Source organism: Corynebacterium sp. HMSC077G07 (genome assembly GCF_001809225.1).
Taxonomy (GTDB): Bacteria; Actinomycetota; Actinomycetes; order Mycobacteriales; family Mycobacteriaceae; genus Corynebacterium; species Corynebacterium jeikeium_D.
The window spans coordinates 97,714-115,668 of the sequence record NZ_KV796537.1 but is presented as its reverse complement, the minus strand read 5'-3'; the positions used below and the strand labels follow the sequence as shown (position 1 = coordinate 115,668).

Sequence of the window (17,955 nt, the reverse complement as noted above, 5' to 3'; positions counted from 1 at the left end):
AGTGCGGTGCTGCACTAGCTGGGCTAGTTGTACCTAGCTGAGCTGGTTGCAACTAGTTGCGCAGCATCTCGGCAACCAGGAAGGCCAGCTCCAGCGACTGCTGAGTGTTCAAACGCGGGTCGCAGGCGGATGCGTAACGGCCTGGCAGATCGACATCGGAAATGTCCTGCGCGCCACCGAGGCACTCAGTGACATCTTCGCCGGTCAGCTCCACGTGGATACCACCCGGGTGCGAGCCGATCGAGCGGTGCACCTCGAAGAAGCCCTGAACTTCGTCGACAATGCGGTCGAAGTGGCGGGTCTTGTAACCATTGGAGGCCGAGTAAGTGTTGCCGTGCATCGGATCGCACTGCCAAATGACCTTATGACCAGAAGCTTCCACAGCCTCAACGATGGGAGGCAGCACGGAGCGAACCTTGTCATTGCCCAGACGCGAAGTCAGGGTCAGGCGACCAGGCTGGAAGAACGGGTCGAGCTTGTCGGCGTAAGCGACAGCCTCCTCCGGCGTGGTGGTCGGGCCAATCTTCACACCGACGGGGTTGCCAATCATGGCAGCCAGGTTGATGTGGAAGTCCTCAATACCACGGGTGCGCTCACCAATCCACAGCTGATGCGCGGAGAGGTTGAACAGCTCCTGATTGCCATCGTTTTCAGACAGGCGCAGCATAGCGCGCTCGTAGTCAACAACCAGTGCCTCATGCGAGCAGTAAATTTGCGCGGTCTGCAGGTTCGAGTCCGCAACACCACAGGCAGCCATGAACCGCAGTGCGTGATCAATCTCGCGTGCCAGGTCCTCGTAGCGGGCACCAGCCGGCGAGTTGCTGACGAACTCACGGTTCCACTCGTGCAGACGATGCAGGTCAGCGGTGCCCGAACCTGTCAGTGCACGTACCAGGTTCATCGCCGCAGACGCATTGGCGTAAGCACGCACCATTCGAGCTGGGTCGTGAACTCGAGCTTCTTCAGTCGGCTCAACGCCGTTGACCATGTCGCCGCGGTAGCTAAGCAAGCCGTCGCCGTCGATGTCCTTCGAGCGCGGCTTAGCGTACTGACCAGCGATACGAGCCATCTTTACAACCGGGGTGGATGCGCCGTAGGTCAGCACAACGGCCATCTGCAGCAAGGTCTTCACATTGGCGCGAATGTGCGGCTCAGTATTGGACTCAAAGGTCTCCGCACAATCACCGCCCTGCAGCAGGAAGGCCTTACCATTAGCGACGTCGGCAAGCTCCTGACGAAGCTTACGAACCTCAGGCGCGACCACAATTGGCGGCACCGATTCGAGAATGCGACGCACGTTAGCAGCGGCGCGGGCATCCCAGCTTGGCTGCTGTAGGGCTTGGCGGGATACGACATCAGCAAAGCGCTCAGCCATGTCGCCGGGAAGCGGTGGCAGATCGGGCAGGTCATCTACAGGGAGATCAATAGTCCAACTCACAGAAGTTCATTGTAGTGCCCCTGCCAGAAGGGTGTTAGTCAGGTCACCAAATATTCGAATTCCGTTGCTTAATCAAGCGGCAACTTCTGTGCAATCTTTTGAAACTTCAGCAGATTGTGCTGGGCATCTGCCAGCGCGTCGTGCTTACCTGCAGTCTGTTTCGGCAACCGTGGCTTGCCCGCCATCTCCCAGTACTGCTTGAGTTCACGGGTATAACGTGGCATGAACTGCGGCAGCTTGGTCATATCACCCCAAAGCTGCACCAACGCAATGTGATCGTAGGCGCCTACCCAAGCCCACAGCTCTGGGCTGCCCGTACCGGGTTCGGTGAAAAATGCCAGCAGTTCCTCGCGGATCGTGTCCCGGTTCTTCCACAGCGGAGATGAGGGGTTGGGCAGCTGATTGAGCACGTTGGCCCGCACCCACGGGCCGGCCTTGCTCTCATTGAACTCGGTAGACACCGCGTAGTATTCGCGGCCGTCCTCAGCTACGACACCGATGGAGACAAGATCAATAGTCTTGCCGTCTTCAATAAACTCGGTGTCATAAAAATAACGCACGGTGTGGAATCCTCTCCAGCCTCGGCCTCGCGTCGGCTACCTCGCGACCAAAAGACCGTGGAGCCCTACCGAGCAAATCTTACCCATGCACCGAATCGCCATAGGAAGTGTGCAGCCCCACTGTCGCGAAAACTATCTGCGCCTAATTATTCTAGCGAGCGCGTCGGAACCAGCGACGAGGGGTCGGCTTCGGCCCCGGAGCCGGAGTAGTGAGCTCTCCACCCGGTTCGGTTCCCGCTGGATAGCCGGTGCCGGCCTCCAAGGACTTCTTCACATCAGTCGCGTAAGCATCGACATATTCCTGACCAGAAAGCTTCTGAATTTCCTTAATCAGGTCATCCGTCAGTGCCCTGGCCGCTTCATACTCATCGCTGTACTTGGCTTTGTACTCCGACGGATCAATCGGATCGCCGATAATCGTGCCGACCTTCACCGGACGAGGAATCCACGAACCAATCGGGTTGGCTTTCTCCGTATCAATCATCGCCATTGGGAACACCGGCACACCGGCCTCCAGCGCGACACGTGCCGCACCGGTTTTACCGCGGTACAGTCGACCATCGGGACTACGGGTGCCTTCCAAGGAAATGCCCAGCAGGTCACCGCGTGACAGCACCTTCAAGCCGGCGTTCAGCGCATCGCGAGCTGCATCACCAGAGGTACGGTCAATCGGCACCTGCCCCACCGAGGAGAAGAAGAACTTCTGGATACCGCCGACAAAGCCCGGCGTGGTGAAGTACTCCGCCTTCGCCAGGAACGTCAGCTGACGACGGCAGACCAGTGGGAAGAAAAAGTGATCCATCACAGCAAGGTGGTTCGACGCCATCAGCGCTGGACCTTCCTGAGGAATCTTCTCACCACCGATGTAGTACGGGCGATTATAGATCCGCAGCCAAGGGCCAATGAGGATGTACTTAAAGAACTTGTACCAGCGATTATTCACAGTTTAAAACTATACAGGTTCAGTTGGTCCGACGATCCATCTCCGCAGCCATTCCCCCACCTTTTCGCGGGCGAATTCCCCTGCAATCCCCAAATTGACGCTTTACGACGATGTCGCACCCTCGGCAGCCACAACGCTGCGCGCAATATCCGCCGCACCAATCAACCCAGCATCCGCACCTAGTTCAGCGACCCGCACATCCGCTACCGGACGATAGCCAGCGCCGGTGAGATTGCGGGCAAACTCGGCCTTGGCCTTGTCCAGGTATAGATCAGACGCCGAGGCAACACCGCCACCGATAACAATCAATTCCGGATCAAAGACATCGCCCACCATCGACAGGCCACGCCCCAGCCAGGTAGCAAAGTCATCAATCGCAGCTAGAGCCAATTCATCCCCCTGGCGAGCAGCCGAGACGACATCGGTACCAGTTACCGAGCCGGCCACGAGCCCGTCGGTAAGCCGCGAGAAGTAGCGACCGGATTCAGAGAGTTCCTGAGCGGTGGTAACCAACGCCGTACCCGAGCAGTAACGCTCCAAGCAACCACGCTTTCCGCAGGAGCAGGGACGACCATCCGGCACAACGGTGAGGTGGCCGAATTCCGGCGCCGTGCCGTACGCGCCACGGTAAATCTCACCCCCCTGCATCATCGCGCCGCCGATTCCCGTACCCAGCGCAAACAGCACCCAATTATCCGCACCGCGAGCCGCACCAAAGCGATACTCACCCCAGGCGGCCGAGTTGGCATCGTGCTCAAGCTGCAGCGGACATGGGAGAAGCAAGGATAAACACTTGACGACGTTCGCATCGCGCCACGGCAGATGCGGGGCAAAACGAACCGTCTGGCGGTCAGAATCCAAAAAACCAGCTACAGCTAAACCGATGGCGCTGACATCTGGAAAGCGTTCAACCAAGCGCTCGGATGTCTGGACAATGCCACGTTCAATGGCATCCACACTGCCATCAGAACTGGTCTGAACTCGATACAGCACCTGCCCATCAGCGCTGACCACTGCAGCGCGCAGGTTTGTTCCACCAATATCAAAACCGATAGCCGGGCGATCAGCGGCGTCGGACTCGTCTGAGTTCGGATGAATCGGAATATCGGTGGACATAACAGTTGATTATAAAGGGATTGCGCAGGTTCGGAGAATTCGGCGAGCCCGAGCAGCCATGACCTCCCAGGTCCACGACTGCACAACATGCTCCCGACCACAGGCTCCCATCGCCGCCGCGCGCTCCGGATTATCCAAAATCTCAACCAGCCCGGTGGCGACGCTGCGCTTCGAGGCCCCGTCGACAACGATGCCAGTTTCGCCATCGATAACTGTCTCCGGGGCGCCACCAGACTTGCCAGCTATGACAGGGACACCGCAGGCCTGTGCTTCCAAGTAGACAATGCCGAGGCCTTCTACATCGAGGCCACGTCCGCGGGTTCGGGCGGGCATGGCAAAAATGCTGGCCGCATTGTAATAGGCGGGGAGGTCATCATAAGAGACCTTGCCGGCAAAAATAACCTGCTCGGAGACCCCGAGCTTTACTGCCAGCTTTTTCAATTCTCGGTTCAACGGACCAACGCCCACGATCAGCAACCTGGCATCCGGGTGCTGCTCAAGAACCTTAGGCATGCTGCGAATCAGCATATCTTGGCCTTTTCGGCGCACTAGCCGAGAAATACAGACGATAAGCGGCTGGGACTCACCGATTCCGTGGTGCTGCCGGATCTTCTGTCCCGCCTCGGGGTCCGGGGAAAATCGCTCGATATCGACACCGGAAGGCAGGCGTTCAAATGCTGTTTGCGGACCAAAGGCTGCCGCAAATCGACCACGGGTGTAGCGGGAAATATAGGTCACAACATCGGAGCTCTTACCAATGCGCCTCAGCATCTGGCGGGCCAATGGCAGCATCGACCAGCCCACTTCATGTCCGTGAGTGGTAGCAACGATGCGGGTGGCACCTGCGCGACGGCATGCGTCGGCAAGCAAACCAAGTGGCGCGGCGGCACCAAACCATACGGTGTCAATGCGTTCGGTGCGAATAATCTGAGCGGCGCGACGAGCTACGTGCGGCAGTGGCAGCAGCACGGAATCACGCATGCGATAAACACGGTACGGTAGCGACTCGTCGTAGGCGCGGAGCTTTTCTTCGGGGGCTCGCGAGGACGCGAGGACTACGAGGTTCTCCGGATCCAAACGAGCACAGAAATCACGCAGGTAGGACTCGATTCCACCATCGCGAGGCGGGAAGTCATTCGTAATGAGCAGTACGCGCGCAGACATGGAGCCGAGTTTATCTACCTTGACTAAAAGGACGCGAGGTCACCTGCCGCTAGTTAGAAGCGGACAGCGCCTTGGTACGGGCCACCTTGGTCGATGGAAACGACCTGGACTGGAATACCGTAGTCGGAAGCATGGACAATCTGACCATTGCCGATGTACATGCCCACGTGCGTGATTCCCGGGTAGTAACCGATGATGTCGCCCGGCTGCAGCTGGTCGCGGCTCACCGGAGTACCACCGGCGAGCTGTGCCTGCGAGGTCCGCGGGATGGACTTACCAATCTGCTGGTACGCCCAGTACATCAGGCCGGAGCAGTCGAATGCGGAGGGACCAGCAGCTCCCCACGAGTACGGGGAACCCAGCTTCGACATCGCGGCATCAACTGCGGCGGAAGATCCGAGCAGTTTGTCCAACCCTTCGGTAATTGGGTTGTTCTTGGAAATCCAGATTTCCCGCTGTTCGGGGCTCAGCGATTCAACCATGGACTTGACATGCTCGGCGCGCTCATCAAATTCGGCGCTGCGCTTGTCCAAATCATCGCGGCGCTTGGCCAGGTCATCGAGCTGCTTGCGGATATCGCCCTGCAGACGCAGCGCATTGGCCTTGCCATCCTCGGCATCCTTGCGGGCTTGCACCGCACGGCTGACGACTTCATCGTTGTCGCGGAACATCTTGTTGATGTAGCCGGCACGGTCGATAGCGTCCTGAGCACTGGAAGATCCCAGGGCGGCAGACAATGGGTCGACGATTTCACCACGCATCCGCTTCTTCGCGAAGTAGGAAATCTCACCAGAGAGCGCCTTGAGATTATCCTGTGCTCGGAGAACCTGATCCTCAGAGTGCTTCAGTTCCCCTTCGGCGTGCCGGAGTTCCTCTTCCTTGGCCTGAACCTGAGAATCCAGCTCGGTAACTTCCTCAGAAACCGCTTCGGTATCCCGAGAAATCTTCTCCAGCTCTGCAATAATGCCGTCTGCAGTAGCCAGATCCGGGGCTGGCTGTTCATCCTGCGCAGAGGCAATCGGCGCCAAACCTACGGAGCCAAAGGTTAGCCCAGTCACGACCGTAAGCCCGACTACACCGCGACGAGAGTTGTGGCGACGGCGAGAGGCACGGTGACGCGACAAATCCAAACCCTTTTCAAGTTGTGTATTCAAATTTCTTCCCCGAAAAACAAAACATCAAACCACTTGACGCATTCGAGCAAATTGTAGCAGCCTTGCCGCGGAACAACACACCGACAAACCGCCAGCACAAAGGGGTATCCAAAGGGAGTAACCAGGATAGCCCTTCGACTCCACGCATTGCGTAACCGCAGTAGAAAAACAAAAAATGAGGCGAGTGCCCCTATAGTGCTTTACGACGCGCATAGCGTCAGCACCCGGGCGCTCGCCTCAGTGCCCCCTCGGTAAAAAGAGAGCCAAGGCTCTGCGGGGCATCAATGCCCCGCAGGTTGTCATCCGTTCAAACAGATTAGAAGCGGACGAAGTTGTGAACCGGCATGTAGTTCATCGGAGCTTCCTTGACGACATCGCCGGACTGCGGAGCGTGAATCACGTTGCCGTTGCCGGAGAAGATGCCGACGTGGGTAGCGCCAGAGTAGAAGGAAACGATGTCACCCAGTGCCGGGCTGGAGACCGCGGTACCCTGGGAAGCCTGCGCCTGGGAGGTACGCGGGATCGACTTACCGACCTGCTGGTATGCCCAGGAGGTCAGACCGGAGCAGTCGAAAGAGTTCGGACCGGTAGCGCCCCACACATACGGGGAACCGATCTTGGAACGTGCAGCGGAGACGATAGCCGAACCAGTGGACGGTGCTGCAACGTTTGCAACGCTGCCGGAGGTAACCTCACCTGCGATGTCGTTGAACTTGCCAACAACATCCTGCATACCTGCAACCTGCGGGGTATCGAAGCCGTTCAGTGCGCCCTGGATGTCGTTCAGCGGGTTAGCGTTAGCGGTCGGAACTGCGAGAGCGGTAACGCCGGCGACAGTTGCGCCAAATGCGACTGCGTTGCGTGCAAAGTTAGAACGGCGGTGGTGCTTGCCCATTGTTTTGAAACTCCAAAATCTTCCTGTTTAGCCGACCGGGTTAGCTGACGGGTTCGGAAGAATGGAAGACTTCCTACCCTCCGGGATTTCCCTTTGGGATTCACCCCATGGTTCGAGGTGGGTCCCCGGCTCGAATCCCCTGAGGCTCTCACTACTTAGACCCTCAGGACCTTCGATAAGGCTCTGTGTTTTCTTATCAATGACCGGCACCAACTCAGTGGCCCCGTTTCAATGTCTCGATAAGGTTACGAAATGGCATCAAGTTTTGTCTAGCCGTTTGTCCAGAAAACCGCTCGAGGCCCGGTTGTTACCATCGATAGAACTAAACCGTTACCAAGCTGTTACAACTAAACACTCCCCCTATAGCGGAATAATAACAGTTTGATAAACGTGTCACTACCTGGCATTTTGAAGTCCGCCGAGAACTTTACACTTAATGCCTTAAAGTCGACACATTTTTATCGCGGGCTCAAAACGTGTTTTATGTCACACTCCAGCTTGCAACAGCTCAATTTGCTCAAGTTTCACAGTTTTAACACCACTAGGAGCGCTCAGCATAGGATTATTGACGTGGATTCAGGACAACAGCACTTCCCTCTCGAAGGCACCGTCGATGATTCTCTTTTCAACACCACCTTTGTCGTCGTAGACCTGGAAACGACCGGATTGAAGGCCAAAAACGACCACATCATTGAAATTGGGGCCATCAAAACCCGTGGCGGTAAGACAATTGGCACCTTTTCCAGCTTCATCGACCCCGGTATGGAGATCCCCGACCACATCACATCTCTGACCGGCATCACTACCGCCGATGTTGAAACCGCCCCACAGCTCGGCACAGTTATTACTCAGTTCCTCGAATTTGCCCGGGGAAGCGTCTGGGTTGCGCATAATGCCAAGTTCGATATTGGATTCCTCCGCCAGGCTTGCACAGATTTGGGCCTAGATTGGCCGAGCCCCAGTGTCGTAGACACCCTCACGTTGGCGCGTCGCGTCCTCGACCGCTCACAAGTTGGCAGTTTCAAGCTCTCACAGCTCGCACGGTACGTCGGTTCTCCGAATCGCCCCACCCACCGGGCGCTTGACGACGCAATCGCAACCGTCGACGTCCTTCACTACCTCGTGGAGAGACTAGCTGGCGATGAAGTACAAACAGCGTCCGAGCTAGTGCACTACTCGCCCACCGTCGCTCCAGAGGTTCGTGCTAAACGGCACCTTGCCGATGGAGCTCCGCACACCCCTGGTGTCTATGTTTTTCGGTCAAGAAATGACGACCCCTTATATATAGGTACAGCTCTCGATTTGCGACGTAGACTTCTGCAGTATTTCAACGGTACTGATTCTCGTCGCAAGATTACGGAAATGGTCTCTCTAGCCGAACGCGTCGAGATCATCGAGTGCCCGCACGGCTTCGCTGCAGAAATTCGCGAGGCTCGTCTGATCTCTGCACTCCGTCCGCCCTACAACCGACAACGCACCGAACCAACCCGCGGCTGGTACATCGTCCCCACTAGCCCCGGTCGGCCTGCCAAGATTAGCCGGGCAGTCACCGACGCCCGCAGCCTAGGTCCTTTCCGCACGCGCGACACCGCTACTGCCATCCGCGACAGGTTCTCCGCGCTTAACGACGACTTTGCGATAACAACCGCTCAGATCTCCACCACCGGCGCAGACGAGATCGCAGACATGATTGCAGAGATATCAGCACTTGCCGAAGCACACCGCTTCCAACGCGCGGCAGTGCAACGTGACCGCGCCGCGGAGTTCATTATCAGCTTGGACAAGCAGCAGCGCCTGAGCATGCTTGCCGCCATCCCATCTCTGCAAGCCGCTTTCCCCGATGGCAATGGCGGCTGGCATCTAGCGGAAATTCGCTACGGCAGGTTGGCCGGCGCCAGCACCGCACCACGTGGCGCGGAAATGAACTACATCATCGAGCTCATGGAGAGTTCAGCCCAAACAGTCACTCCAGATGATTCCTTATATAAAGGAGCATCGATTGATGAACTCAGTATTATCTGGAAATGGCTGCAGCGCCCGGAGGTACGAATAAAGCCCACCGGAGGCGAGTATTCCTACCCTAGGTTAGGCGCAGGAAAATACCTTCAGTGGGCAATTGACGCGCAGCAAGCACGTCGTGAAGCGCGACGCGAACCTTAACCCTTCATCGCCGCGGTAAGGATGTCCAAGCACAGCCCCGACTGGAGCGTTTCCTTGACCTCTTCAATGGAGTCGGCCATAGCTTCCTTTAGCGGACGGCCACTCAGACCACGCGAAATGGCGATTGCGGCGGCGGAGTTAAGGATGACTGCATCGCGAATCGGGCCTTCGAGCTCGCCAGCCCAAATGCGACGTGCAACATCAGCGTTGTAAGCAGGGTCACCGCCACGCAGCGCGTCAATTTCGGAGTACTCCATGCCATAGTCATGTGGATCGATGGCATCTTCGGCAACTCCACCGTTTTCCACAATAAAGACCTTGGTGGGGCCAGTAACGGTAATCTCGTCGAGGCCATCGCTTCCGCGAACCACCAGCGCGCGCTGACCACGGCGGGCGAAGGTGTCCGCCATCGTCTCCATCTGATCTTCGAAGGCACAGCCAATCAAGCTCGCCTGCGGGCGTGCTGGATTCGTCAGCGGCCCCAACAGGTTGAAGACTGTCGGAACCGCTAGCTCCTTACGCACCGGTCCAGCGAAGCGCATGGCCGGATGAAAGCGAGCGGCAAAGAGGAAGCGCACGTAGAAATCCGGATGTTCCGGAGAAGTAACGAGACCGTTCTCAATGTCGATGCCAAAGGCCTCCAGCATGTCAGCTCCGCCCGACTTCGAGGAAGCCGCGCGGTTACCGTGCTTGAGCACCGGCACACCGCTGGCCGCGATAACAATCATGGACATCGTGGAGATGTTGACGGTATTTGCGCCATCACCACCGGTGCCGACGATATCGACTGCACCGCGCTCAATAACACCGGCGAGCTGTGGATCATGAACTGGGCGGGCAAATGAAAGCATGCCCTCAGCCGCAGCATCGAGCTCGGCAGCCGTAATCCCCTTGGCGAGGAGACCGAAAGCAAACGTTGCGGTCTGCACGTCTCCGGAAGCACCGGACATGATTTGATCCATGGCGAATCGAATGCCCTCACCGGAAACTTCGCGGCCAGCGCCAATCGTGGAGAGAACATGGCGCCAGTTTTCGACCGCCCTCTTATCGCCGATCTCGCTCATCGCCACTCCCTTCCACTAGATAGTCAAGTCTGTATTCGTACTTTATTAATACAACTGCACCTAGGTACTGCTGGCTATCCCGCCCACCAGGCGCACCACATCACAGGGCTGTTGAAAAAAATCCCACCGTGATGTACGTAATAAGACAAGATACCTCCCCCATATATCCAGCGCATCACCAGGTCCACCTTTTGCGTTCACCGAAAATCTCACCCCCATTGGGGCAACTGGAAAAATACGATATTAAACAGAGCCGAACCTGCGATAAACTAACCGACAACTGATGTCGCAGTATCGCTAACCCAGGTTCACCGGAGGTGAACCTGGCAGTCCAGGGGATGGACACCGCGCAACTCAGCACAACCAAACCCTCGAATTCGCCCGCGTCGGATAAAGACACCGGAAAGTTCCCATCAGGGGGAAAAATTAGTGAAATTCTCAGAAACCTTTCCTCGCGACCTGGGATTTTAGGAATTTTTATACAAAAACGGGGGTTGCAACGTGACTACTCCTTAAGAACAGTACATACTGTTAGTTGTGACGAGCGCAGTTGAAAATCAAGGTATGACAGCACCACGTCGTGCTGCGACACTGAACCGACCGAATATGGTCAGTGTCGGCACGATTGTGTTCCTGTCTCAGGAATTAATGTTCTTCGCCGGTCTGTTCGCGATGTACTTCGTGTCACGCGCGAACGGCCAGGGCGATTCGTGGGATTGGGGTACCGGCCACCTCAATGTCCCGTACGCACTATTGATCACCGTGATCCTAGTGTCGTCTTCGTTCACTGCCCAGTGGGGCGTGTTCGCGGCCGAGCGTGGCGACGTTTTCGCACTCCGTAAGTGGTACGCACTGTCTACCGCCCTGGGTGCAATCTTCCTCGTCGGCCAGGCTTACGAGTACTTCACACTGGTTAGCCACGGTCTGACCATTCAGAACTCCATTTACGGTTCGGTCTTCTTCATCACCACCGGATTCCACGCAGCCCACGTCCTCGCGGGTGTGCTGGCTTTCGTTGTGGTGCTTATCCGTACCTCCAAGGCGAAGTTCACCCCGGCACAGGCCACTGCTGCCATCGTGGTCTCGTACTACTGGCACTTCGTCGACGTCGTGTGGATTGGCCTGTTTATCACCATCTACTTCATCCAGTAGGCCGTATTGGCCGTCCTTTGTTTAGTACGGCCTACAGCCCATCCACTTTCCACGAACAGTATTAAAGGGAAAAAGATGGAAAACACTACCTCCGAAACCAAGGACACCACGTCCTTGGCTGCGGCCCCGAAGTCAAAGGGCCGCCGCAAGATGCGCCGTACTGCCTCCGGCATTATGGCTATGGCTCTCGCCCTCACCGGCGCGGGCTTCCTCGCTAATGCTCTGACCCCTGATGCACAGACGGCTACTGCTCAGCAGGATGAAGCCGCAATGATTCAGCAGGGCAAGGAGCTTTACGACGTTGCTTGTATTACTTGCCACGGCGCCAACCTTCAGGGCGTTAAGGACCGCGGCAAGTCGCTGATCGGCGTCGGCGAAGGCTCGGTTTACTTCCAGGTTCACTCCGGTCGTATGCCGATGCTCCGCAACGAGGCTCAGGCAGCACGTAAGACCCCGCGTTACTCCGAAGAGCAGACGCTGGCTATCGCAGCCTACGTCCAGGCTAATGGCGGCGGCGCCGGCATCGTCCGCGACGAGGACGGCTCCATCGCTATGGAGTCGCTACGCGGTAAGAACGCTGGCCCGAACGGTGAGCTTGACAAGGCTGACGTTGCTCGCGGTTCCGAGCTGTTCCGCCTGAACTGTGCATCCTGCCACAACTTCACCGGTCGTGGCGGCGCACTGTCCAGCGGTAAGTACGCACCGGTCCTGGATCCTGCAAATGAGCAGGAAATCTACCAGGCCATGCTGACCGGCCCGCAGAATATGCCGAAGTTCTCTGACCGCCAGCTGTCTGCTGACGAGAAGAAGGACATCATCGCCTACATCAAGAACGCCAAGGAAACTCCGACCCCGGGTGGTTGGGGCATTGGTGGCATCGGCCCAGTTGCTGAGGGCCTTGTCATGTGGATTGTAGGCATTGTCGCTCTCGTAGCGGCCGCTCTTTGGATTGGATCCCGCCGATGAGTAATAACGAAAACAAGAAGTACAGCTCCGAAGAGCTGTCGAAGATGAGCAATGCGGATCTCGCTCGTCTGGGTGCTGAACTCGATGACGTGACCATTGCTTACCGCAAGGAACGCTTCCCGATTGCCAACGACCCGGCTGAAAAGCGCGCGGCTCGTGGTGTCACCATCTGGCTGGCACTGTCGGTCATTCTTGGCCTGGCATTCATCGCCATCTACCTGTTCTACCCGTGGCACTACAAGGGGCACGGCGAAGAGGGTCTGTGGCTGTACACTATGTACACCCCGCTGCTGGGTATCACCATCGGTGGCTGCATCGTCACCCTGGGTATTGGTGCAGTTAAGTTCACCAAGCGCTTCATTCCGGAAGAGATTTCGGTTCAGCGCCGCCACGATGGTCCGTCCGAAGAGGTCGACCAGAAGACCATCGTTGCCCTGCTGAACGATTCTTGGCAGACCTCCACCCTGGGTCGTCGCTCCGCTATCAAGGGCCTCCTTGGTACCGGCGCCGTCCTGGCTGGTATCGGCATGATCCTTCCGCTTGGCGGCATGATTAAGAACCCGTGGAAGCCACGCCACGACGTTGACGTCACTGGTGACGGCACCCTGTGGACCACTGGCTGGACTCTCGTCGAGAAGGGCCACAAGGTTTACCTGGGTCGCGACACCGGCGCTATCGCTGAAGAGGGCGTACACGGCTACACCACTAAGGGCGTTTCCCGCCTGGTTCGCCTCCGCCCAGAGGACCTGTCCGCAGGTTCCATGGAGACCGTCTTCCCTCTTCCGGAGGAGGACGTCAACGACGGCGACAAGTACTCCAAGGATGCTGATGTCTACGAGGCACACATGCACTCGATTCACGGCTCCCGCAACTCGGTCATGCTGATCCGTCTGCGTTCCCAGGACGCTGAAAAGGCAATCCTGCGCAAGGGTCAGGAAGACTTCCACTACGGCGACTACTTCGCCTACTCGAAGATTTGTACACACATCGGTTGCCCGACTTCTCTGTACGAACAGCAGACGAACCGTATTCTCTGCCCATGCCACCAGTCGCAGTTCGATGCACTGCACTACGGCAAGCCGGTCTTCGGTCCAGCTGCTCGCGCTCTTCCAGAGCTGCCGATCAGCGTTGACGAAGAAGGCTACATGTACGCAGAGGGCAACTTCATTGAGCCCGTCGGTCCGGCATTCTGGGAGCGTCAGTCATGAGTAATCCAACGAAACTAGCAACCGCTGCTAAGAATATGGATGACCGCTACACCCTGTCTGGCGGCATGCGTAAGCAGCTCAATAAGGTATTCCCTACCCACTGGTCCTTCCTGCTGGGCGAGATTGCACTCTACTCCTTCGTAGTCCTGCTCTTCTCGGGTGTTTACCTGACTCTGTTCTTCGACCCGTCGATGTCGAAGGTCATTTACGACGGTGCCTACGCGCCGCTCAACGGTGTCGAGATGTCTCGCGCCTACGAGACCGCCCTGCAGATCTCCTTCGAGGTTCGCGGTGGCCTGTTCATTCGCCAGATTCACCACTGGGGTGCTCTGCTGTTCGCCGTGTCCATCATGGCGCACATGTTCCGCATCTTCTTCACCGGCGCATTCCGCAAGCCGCGTGAGGCTAACTGGGTCATCGGTTCCATCCTCCTGCTGCTGTCCGTGGCAGAGGGCTTCATGGGTTACTCCCTGCCGGACGACCTGCTTTCCGGTGTTGGTCTGCGTATTATGTCCGCAATCATCATCGGTCTGCCGATTATCGGCACCTGGCTGCACTGGATGATGTTCAACGGCGACTTCCCGGGTGACATGATTATCCCGCGCCTGTACATTGCACACGTGCTGATTCTCCCGGCCCTGCTGCTGGGTCTGATTGCCGCTCACCTGGCTCTGGTCTGGTACCAGAAGCACACCCAGTTCCCTGGCGCAGGTCGTACCGAGAACAACGTCGTCGGCGTTCGTATTCTCCCGATCTTCGCAGTCAAGTCCGTTTCCTTCGGCCTGATTACGTTCGGCTTCCTGGCGCTATTCGCTGGTATCTTCCAGATCAACGCAATTTGGAACCTTGGCCCGTACAACCCGGCGCAGGTTTCCGCTGGTTCCCAGCCGGATATCTACATGCTGTGGACTGACGGTGCTGCCCGTGTCATGCCGCCGTGGGAGCTTTACTTGGGCTCTTACACGATCCCGGCAGTCTTCTGGGTCGCCCTGCTCTGTGGTGTTCTGGTTGTCCTGCTCTTCGCTTACCCGTTCATCGAGGCGAAGATCACCGGCGACAACGCCCACCACAACCTGCTGCAGCGTCCGCGCGACGTGCCGGTTCGCTCCGGCCTGGGTGCCATGGCTTTGGTCTTCTACACCCTGCTGACTCTGTCCGGTGGTAACGACCTGATCGCATACCACTTCCAGATCTCGCTGAACGTGATGACCTGGGTTGGCCGTATCGGTCTGATCATCCTGCCTCCGATCGCTTACTTCGTCACTTACCGAATCTGCATCGGCCTGCAGCGCTCTGACCGCGCTGTCCTGGAGCACGGCATCGAGACGGGCATCATCAACCAGCTACCTGATGGTTCCTTCATCGAGGTCCACCAGCCACTGGGTCCGGTCGACGAGCACGGCCACGCCGTTCCGCTCGAGTACCAGGGTGCTTACGTCCCGAAGACCATGAACGAACTGGGCGCCGCTGGTAGCCCGGGTCGCGGTAGCTTCTTCAGCCCGGACTCCCCGGAGATCGCCGAAGAGGCAGCTCGTATCGAGCACGAGAACCACGAGCAGCAGGCTCAGATGTTCCGTGACCTCGAAGCTCAAAACGCTGAAGAGCGTCGCCAGCTCGAGCAGTAAAGTTCCGCGGTAGGTTTTCTACTGCGCTCAAATAAGACCACCCCGGTCCGCATCCACTTCGGATGTCGACCGGGGTGGTTTTTGTTACCCAGATTCTTCCGATTTCGCCTTGACCCCACATATGTCGGATACCAAATCTACTGTTTACCAGTACTAAAATGGACATATGTCTACCAGTCCCTCCCCCACCACCGATCTTTCGAGCAACGCCACACAGCTTGTCGCCAACGGTGTCAACTTCGACTACGAGGCCACGCCTGTTTTGCGCGATGTCTCGCTCACGCTTTCCGACGGCGATGTCCTCGGTCTGGTTGGAGACAACGGAGCCGGCAAGTCCACTCTTCTTTGGCTGCTGTCGGGTCGTCGTCGGCCCACGAGCGGTACGGTGACTCATATTGGCACGCGTGTACTCGGCTCTCAGGAACTGGAAGCTCCTTTCGACTCCACGGTGCAAATGCTTATCGATGAAGCCCTCGGCCCCTCGAAACGTCGTTTAGCGGAGTTAGAAGAGGCAGCTGAGGCGATGGCCTTAGCAGAGACCCCAGATGAGTCTAAGGCGGCAGAGAAGGCGTATTCGAAGGCCTTCTCGGACGTCATGGCTCACGATGACTGGAACGCCGAACATAATGCGGAGATTGTGCTCGACCATCTCGGCCTGACCGGTTCTGCTCCGGACGGCGCTCCCCTGACAGAGCAACTAACCACGGAGATTTCCGGCGGGCAGCGGGCGCGGTTGGGGCTCGCGATTACGCTCATTCGAAAGCCAGAGATTCTGCTTCTCGACGAGCCCACCAACCATCTCGATGAACGCGGTCGCCAGCTCGTGATTGACACCATCCAGAACCACCCTGGAGTGGTTGTGGTGGCAACACATGACCGCGACTTCCTGGATGCCGTTTGTACTGTAATTGGAGACTTGGTGCCGGGGCGCCCTGGTATTGGGCTGTTCCGTGGTAATTACTCCGACTACGCGAAGCACCGTCGCCACCAGCGTGAGCTATGGGAGCACCAGTGGCGCTCGGAGGAGCATGAACGCAATCGGTTGGAAGACACCATCGAGAATGGCGCTCGTGAGATCTCACCGGGTCGGGAAATGACGGACAATAACAAGATGGCTTATGACCGCCGTGGCGGTCGTGTAGAGCGGCAAATCGCCCGCCGCGTGCGTTCGGCTAAGCAGCGGCTGGAGGAACTCATTGAGGAAGGTGTGGAGCGTCCACCGGCACTACTGGGCTTTGATGCCCCGTTGACCGCACCCCTACCGACCAAGCGCGCTGCTTCGGGCAGCGATGAAGATTTTCACATCAAGATGCGCGGTGTGGTCGTCCCAGATCGAATTCGGGTTGGTTCACTGACTATTCGTCCCGGCGACAAGGTCGTGATCACCGGCCCTAATGGGGCCGGCAAATCTACTTTGTTTAAGACGATCATGGGGCAAGTTGAGACGCAGGCTGGCGAGGTGCGTATCGGCGAGAACTGTCGAGTAGCCATGCTGGCTCAGGAACAAGACTGGGAAAACCCAAAGAAGTCCGCCCGTGAGTTGTACGACCTTGCGCCCAATGCCCGCGTGCCTCTCGACGACTTTGGATTGCTTAGCCCTGAGGATGCCAATCGACCGGTAGGAAGCCTCTCCATCGGCCAGCAGCGCCGGGTGGCGTTAGCGTTGGTCGTAGCCAATCCGCCGGAGATCTTGCTGCTCGATGAGCCTACGAACCATCTGAGTGTGGATCTAATCGAGCAGGCCCAAGACGCGATCGCATCTGCAGAGGGCACAATTATTGTGATTACCCACGATCACCGCATGATCAACTCGCTCGAAGCGCGTCATCTGCAGGTGACTGACGGTGAGGTCATCGAACTACCTAAGGGGCAGAAACCCGTCGAATTCGCTTGATGCGGAATCATATATTGACTACAGATCCTAACCGACGAGGTAACACCAGTTAGGAATCCCCTCCCACTCGCCCAAACAAAAAAGTCTCTCCCACTAACGCCCTTGTTAGTGGGAGAGACTTTTCGGTTATCTACGACTGTGGTTCAGTCTGATTGCACTCGGACTAGTGCTTCTCCGGCGGAGTGATGTACTGAGTGTTGAGCTTGGTGCCGGAGACGATCAGAATTACCGCGCCAAGGACAATCAGCCAGTAGGCCATGAATGCGATGCCGTAGCCCATGAGGAGGATGCCCATGGTCATCACGAACGGCCAAATCGAGCTAGCGGAGAAGAAACCGAGGGTACCTGCACCGTCGGCAATCTCTGCCTCTTCGAAGTCGGCCGGGGTGATGTCGGAGCGGCGCTCAGTGAAGTGGAAGTATCCACCGAGCATCAGAGTCATCAGAGCTGCGAGGACCAGGCCGGTTGCGCCAGCCCACTCGAGGCGACCCTGGCTTTCGTTGATGACGTTACCGGTGTCCTGGAGGTACTGAGTGCCGAAGATGTAGACGACAGCCATGAACCCCAGGAACACGGTAAGTCCGTAGAAGAGCTTTGCTGCAGACTTCATTTGAGA

At 57.5% G+C, this 17,955-nt stretch carries 15 protein-coding genes and 1 riboswitch; of the genes, 6 read left to right on the top strand and 9 right to left on the bottom strand.

Going from position 1 to position 17,955, the window contains the following annotated elements:
- Window positions 1–52 precede the first annotated feature (52 nt).
- The 7 genes from HMPREF2562_RS07295 to HMPREF2562_RS07265 all read right to left on the bottom strand — a co-directional run bounded on the left by HMPREF2562_RS07295 (window position 53) and on the right by HMPREF2562_RS07265 (window position 7,270).
- The gene (locus tag HMPREF2562_RS07295; RefSeq protein WP_049182155.1) at window positions 53–1,438 is read right to left on the bottom strand and encodes a class II 3-deoxy-7-phosphoheptulonate synthase; all 1,386 of its coding nucleotides are present in this window, start codon (window positions 1,436–1,438) and stop codon (window positions 53–55) included.
- A 68-nt stretch (window positions 1,439–1,506) separates the two neighbouring features.
- A complete protein-coding gene (locus tag HMPREF2562_RS07290; protein ID WP_016423018.1) occupies window positions 1,507–1,998 on the bottom strand; it encodes a polyadenylate-specific 3'-exoribonuclease AS in 492 nt (163 codons plus the stop codon).
- Window positions 1,999–2,149: 151 nt separating this feature from the next.
- A complete protein-coding gene (locus HMPREF2562_RS07285; RefSeq protein WP_049170252.1) occupies window positions 2,150–2,941 on the bottom strand; it encodes a lysophospholipid acyltransferase family protein in 792 nt (263 codons plus the stop codon).
- 102 nt (window positions 2,942–3,043) lie between these two features.
- Window positions 3,044–4,057 carry an ROK family glucokinase gene (locus HMPREF2562_RS07280; RefSeq protein WP_070549815.1) on the bottom strand — a complete coding sequence of 338 codons (1,014 nt, stop codon included), beginning with the start codon at window positions 4,055–4,057 and terminating at the stop codon, window positions 3,044–3,046.
- A gap of 9 nt (window positions 4,058–4,066) precedes the next feature.
- Window positions 4,067–5,221 carry a glycosyltransferase family 4 protein gene (locus HMPREF2562_RS07275; RefSeq protein WP_049190492.1) on the bottom strand — a complete coding sequence of 385 codons (1,155 nt, stop codon included), beginning with the start codon at window positions 5,219–5,221 and terminating at the stop codon, window positions 4,067–4,069.
- A gap of 53 nt (window positions 5,222–5,274) precedes the next feature.
- The gene (locus HMPREF2562_RS07270) at window positions 5,275–6,345 is read right to left on the bottom strand and encodes an NlpC/P60 family protein (RefSeq protein ID WP_353797117.1); all 1,071 of its coding nucleotides are present in this window, start codon (window positions 6,343–6,345) and stop codon (window positions 5,275–5,277) included.
- Between the two features lie 346 nt (window positions 6,346–6,691).
- Entirely contained in the window at window positions 6,692–7,270 is a 579-nt protein-coding gene (locus HMPREF2562_RS07265) for a C40 family peptidase (RefSeq protein ID WP_048731217.1), read from the bottom strand.
- Between the two features lie 14 nt (window positions 7,271–7,284).
- Window positions 7,285–7,427, bottom strand: a riboswitch (cyclic di-AMP (ydaO/yuaA leader).
- 413 nt (window positions 7,428–7,840) lie between these two features.
- Here HMPREF2562_RS07265 and HMPREF2562_RS07260 point away from each other — a divergent pair.
- The gene (locus tag HMPREF2562_RS07260; protein ID WP_049170245.1) at window positions 7,841–9,430 is read left to right on the top strand and encodes a DEDD exonuclease domain-containing protein; all 1,590 of its coding nucleotides are present in this window, start codon (window positions 7,841–7,843) and stop codon (window positions 9,428–9,430) included.
- Here the strand turns inward: HMPREF2562_RS07260 and trpD are convergent.
- Window positions 9,427–10,494, bottom strand: a complete 1,068-nt coding sequence (trpD, locus tag HMPREF2562_RS07255) for an anthranilate phosphoribosyltransferase (RefSeq protein ID WP_049190496.1) — start codon at window positions 10,492–10,494, stop codon at window positions 9,427–9,429. The two genes, HMPREF2562_RS07260 and trpD, sit on opposite strands and share 4 nt — an antisense overlap.
- 537 nt (window positions 10,495–11,031) lie before the next feature.
- On the opposite strand from trpD, the gene HMPREF2562_RS07250 reads away from it, so the two are divergent.
- The 5 genes from HMPREF2562_RS07250 to HMPREF2562_RS07230 all read left to right on the top strand — a co-directional run bounded on the left by HMPREF2562_RS07250 (window position 11,032) and on the right by HMPREF2562_RS07230 (window position 17,339).
- Window positions 11,032–11,646, top strand: a complete 615-nt coding sequence (locus HMPREF2562_RS07250; RefSeq protein WP_088611596.1) for an aa3-type cytochrome oxidase subunit III — start codon at window positions 11,032–11,034, stop codon at window positions 11,644–11,646.
- Between the two features lie 75 nt (window positions 11,647–11,721).
- Window positions 11,722–12,612: a cytochrome bc1 complex diheme cytochrome c subunit gene (locus HMPREF2562_RS07245; RefSeq protein WP_016423027.1), complete on the top strand. Its 891-nt coding sequence runs from the start codon at window positions 11,722–11,724 to the stop codon at window positions 12,610–12,612.
- On the top strand, window positions 12,609–13,820 hold the full coding sequence (locus HMPREF2562_RS07240; protein ID WP_049170241.1) for a cytochrome bc1 complex Rieske iron-sulfur subunit: 1,212 nt from the start codon (window positions 12,609–12,611) through the stop codon (window positions 13,818–13,820). Before HMPREF2562_RS07245 ends, HMPREF2562_RS07240 begins: the two co-directional genes overlap by 4 nt.
- Window positions 13,817–15,445 (top strand): cytochrome bc1 complex cytochrome b subunit, encoded by a 1,629-nt coding sequence (locus HMPREF2562_RS07235; protein WP_016423029.1) that lies wholly within the window; start codon window positions 13,817–13,819, stop codon window positions 15,443–15,445. Before HMPREF2562_RS07240 ends, HMPREF2562_RS07235 begins: the two co-directional genes overlap by 4 nt.
- A gap of 166 nt (window positions 15,446–15,611) precedes the next feature.
- Window positions 15,612–17,339 (top strand): ABC-F family ATP-binding cassette domain-containing protein, encoded by a 1,728-nt coding sequence (locus HMPREF2562_RS07230; protein ID WP_049190503.1) that lies wholly within the window; start codon window positions 15,612–15,614, stop codon window positions 17,337–17,339.
- A 163-nt stretch (window positions 17,340–17,502) separates the two neighbouring features.
- Here HMPREF2562_RS07230 and HMPREF2562_RS07225 read toward each other — a convergent pair whose 3' ends face one another.
- The gene (locus HMPREF2562_RS07225; protein ID WP_016423031.1) at window positions 17,503–17,949 is read right to left on the bottom strand and encodes an aa3-type cytochrome oxidase subunit IV; all 447 of its coding nucleotides are present in this window, start codon (window positions 17,947–17,949) and stop codon (window positions 17,503–17,505) included.
- Window positions 17,950–17,955 lie beyond the last annotated feature (6 nt).